Consider the following 3,497-nt stretch of genomic DNA (forward strand, 5'->3'; position numbering starts at 1 on the left):
TGGTTAGCTATATTTTTTACTTTGCAACAGAACCATTTAAAGCAACTAGAACCTATAGTCATGATATCTTTGATGATTTGGAACAAAGATATATGGAAAGTGTACTAATTAGAGGTTTAATACAAGGTTACTCTATTAACTATTTACCTGTTCAACAATTACGAGAGGTTTTAGAAAAGGATTTTGTGAATACTAAGGAATTTGAAGAAATACAAAATATTTATGATTAATATCTTCTTGTTATAAACAATAAACGCCAACATAAAATTAATCAAAAAGTTAAAATGAGTAATTTCATCGTTTTTATTTTAACATGTCTTTCTATTATAAATGTTCTTTCACCATTTATTACTAATAAAGTATGGCTAGCTAGTATTACTACTTTTTGCATTCCTATACTAACCAGTGTTATAATCTAGATAACGAAAATGATTAACAATGAATGCACCAATCCCCACACTACTGCAATAGTGTGGGGATTTTTTCGATGCTGGCTTATAAAGTCGCCTATTAATTATTTGTTGCGTTTACTAAGCCAATAAGTGTAATACGCAACAGCACAGCCACTGATGACTGGTGCTATGATGTGAACGAAAATGATTAGCAAAGTAATGCACCTCCTCTCTTCGTCAATTGACGCCTGAGAGATAGGCGACTCATATATTATATCATCTCTGAATATTCGATAATAGATAACTTCCGATAAGTGATTTTATGTTATATCTTTGCTTGTTTTTATAGTATCAAGACAGGAAGAAACTCGTTTCAAAAACCCTCCTGATTTTTAGAGAAAAACTCTCTTATTTCATCGTCTTTAATAAAATAATGTGCCATCTTCCCATCTTTATAAAAATCAAGTACCTCATTTTTATATAAAAGCCTTAAATGATGTGAAGTTGAAGCAACACTCATTTTCAATATCAAAGAAATATCGCAAACACACAACTCATCTTCTTTAATCAAAGATAATATGATTTTCAATTTCTTCTCATCACAAATTTTTTCTAAAATGTTAAGTAATTTCTTAGATTTATCATCTTCTAAAAAATTTAAAGCATTGTTAACTTTATCCTCATGTACACAGATTACATCACAAGCATTTTCATAACTCATATAAAATCACACCCTAAATTAAAATATAAAACCTAAAATTGTTTGAATAGTGTCATTTTCAATAATAATAAATAAACCTAAAGCTATATAAATAACAGCCATGATCCAACGACTAAATTTCTCAACAATTTCCCCAACCCCTGGAATATTAGCTAATTTTTGTGCGGTAAATACCAAGAAGAAAATTAAAATTAAAAAAACAAATAAAGTAATTAATAAATTAGCAACACTTAATGTCACAAAATACGGAACAAATAAACCAATATTATCAGCACCACAACTTGCTATCGTAACAATTGCAACCGTACTAACTAATTTAGACAATCCTTTTTCATTCAATTCTTTTTTAGCTCTCTTTTCTCCTTCACAATCATCATAAATAGCCACTTTAATTCCAAGATAAATTGGTATTAAACCCAATAAACCTAATATCCACTTCTCTGGAACATAATCTAATACAAAAGCTAAAAACAAACTAACTAATATTAAAATAATAGACCCTAAATATTGACCAACATAAATATCTCTATATTCTTTTCTAGTCTTTGCTTTAGCAAAAAATATTAATAAAATTACTAATAAATCAACTGCTGTAGCAATATAAAGAACAGCAGCAGTAACAATCGTTTGAATCATAATACACCTCATTCAAAAATGTTTTTGAATGTATTATAACTTATATTCTTAAATAATCATAAATGCTATGTTATAATTAAAATATTCTTTCTTCATTTTTAATACTTTGCCACTTTTTAATCAGTCAAAAAATGAGTAAGAGCTACCTAAATTGTAAATGGTGGCTCTTTTTTTATATTCTAATTTATTATAAATCAGAATACCTTTATTTTTAATTTTAAGGCGGTATTTTGAAATATTAGAGTTATTTATATTTTTTATTACCTAAAAACTTATATCGACTCTTAAAATGCAAATGAGAGCCAAATAATTATATTTTAATTTCAAAATAAAAATTCGAGCAAAACCAATGACGAATTTTTAGACACTGCCCATCTATATGCAAATTAAAAATTGGCATAAAAGGTCTCAAAAACTCATCAACTTTTTAGTTCCTTCAGGGGCAATTTCTTTTAAAAAACACCAAATTTTGAATTGAACTCAAATCAAGAGTTAAGAGCATAAGGGAAATTTGCCACCTTTTAAAAAAGTGGGTCTGGCGAAGCCAGACATTTCAAGGGTTACAACATTTTACATTAGGTGCCTAAAATTTGTTTTGTACCCAGAATGTACCCACAAGATATTGTGTTGTACCCATTTTGTCCCCACATCATATTGTGTCTGTACCCAAAATGTACCCAGCCATTTTTAGCGTATTTTCAATAAAAAAACGTTAGCTTTTTGCTAACGTTTAAGAAATTTATTTTTATTTTTCTTCTCCAATTTCATCAATCACTTGATGATTAATTTCTTGTTTTTCACTTTCTGTTAAATCAAAAAGTTCACTCGTTAAATATTCTTTTTTATTCCGAATATAAAAATATACTGTCAAATCACCTTCTTTTAGAAAATGCAATTTGGCATGTTTTCTGTTCTATTTTATTTCTTTAGACAGTCTAAAATAAATCATACTTTGATCGTTATTTAACATTTTAAAGTTACTTAAAATACTCTTGATACTCGCTAAAATAATTTTAGGAAGATTAAAATAAAAAGATGAAATGATCTTTATTTCGATTCACTTTTTAATAAAATTGAGCATAGAAAAGTATAGAAATTGTTTTATTCTTTCTCTTTTTTTGAACTTAAAAATAAATAATATGATCATTATTGAATTTGATATTGAGAAAAAAGTATTTAATCAATTTCAAAAAGTGAAACAAATGTATGAATTGCTTAGATTACTTTTTTAGTGATTTTGTTGTTGAAATTAATACCAAAAGTAGTAGGATTAATAGGATTTGGGTAAAAAAATTAATCCTATTTATAGGATTGATGGTGACTGAAGCCTATGAAATCAACAAAAATAATAGTATTCAAACAATTTAAAGTGGTCTTGTAACAATTGTAAATAGTATGCAATATTAAGGATTATAATCTCGATCAATTTCTATTTAATATTAACTCTAAATATTGTTATATCAATGTTTATAATAGTTTTTAAAAAAGTAATTAATCAAGGTGAATGTAAGATAATCCTTCAGCTATGCTGAATACCACCTAAGGTGGTACTGGATTCCCTTATGCTCATGTCAAATACTATCTGAAAATCCTATCATGTTTGTAATATTCCCAAAAACAAAACATGTTTGAAGACAAAAGTGGCTATTTTTTTCTTCACTTTTTACTTTAAGTGCTTATTTTTATTTTCAAAATAAGCATTGTTAGTAAAATAATTGGAGATAAAAAAAGAGAAAACTAAGTAAATA

Annotated in this window: 5 protein-coding genes; 1 reads left to right on the top strand and 4 read right to left on the bottom strand. The window is 26.9% G+C overall.

The window, feature by feature from the left end:
- A partial coding sequence (locus HMPREF2576_RS12340; protein WP_176746947.1) for a hypothetical protein occupies window positions 1-230 on the top strand: 230 nt, incomplete at its 5' end.
- Between the two features lie 284 nt (window positions 231-514).
- Here the strand turns inward: HMPREF2576_RS12340 and HMPREF2576_RS12165 are convergent.
- From HMPREF2576_RS12165 to HMPREF2576_RS07160, 4 genes are all read right to left on the bottom strand, one after another.
- Window positions 515-607 (bottom strand): type I toxin-antitoxin system Fst family toxin, encoded by a 93-nt coding sequence (locus HMPREF2576_RS12165; RefSeq protein WP_001791613.1) that lies wholly within the window; start codon window positions 605-607, stop codon window positions 515-517.
- Window positions 608-765: 158 nt separating this feature from the next.
- Entirely contained in the window at window positions 766-1,113 is a 348-nt protein-coding gene (locus HMPREF2576_RS07150) for an ArsR/SmtB family transcription factor (protein ID WP_070856143.1), read from the bottom strand.
- An 18-nt stretch (window positions 1,114-1,131) separates the two neighbouring features.
- Window positions 1,132-1,749, bottom strand: coding sequence for a cadmium resistance transporter CadD (cadD, locus tag HMPREF2576_RS07155; protein WP_070856145.1), 618 nt, complete (start codon window positions 1,747-1,749; stop codon window positions 1,132-1,134).
- Window positions 1,750-2,494: 745 nt separating this feature from the next.
- Window positions 2,495-2,620 (bottom strand): Rep protein, encoded by a 126-nt coding sequence (locus HMPREF2576_RS07160; protein WP_256313860.1) that lies wholly within the window; start codon window positions 2,618-2,620, stop codon window positions 2,495-2,497.
- Window positions 2,621-3,497: the final 877 nt, after the last annotated feature.

The organism is Staphylococcus sp. HMSC063F05, assembly GCF_001837075.1.
GTDB classification, from domain to species: Bacteria; Bacillota; Bacilli; order Staphylococcales; family Staphylococcaceae; genus Staphylococcus; species Staphylococcus epidermidis.

Coding starts and splice junctions, on each gene's coding strand:
- HMPREF2576_RS07150 (WP_070856143.1), bottom strand. CDS start 1,113: ATGAGTTATGAAAATGCTTGTGATGTAATCTGTGTACATGAGGATAAA.
- cadD (WP_070856145.1), bottom strand. CDS start 1,749: ATGATTCAAACGATTGTTACTGCTGCTGTTCTTTATATTGCTACAGCA.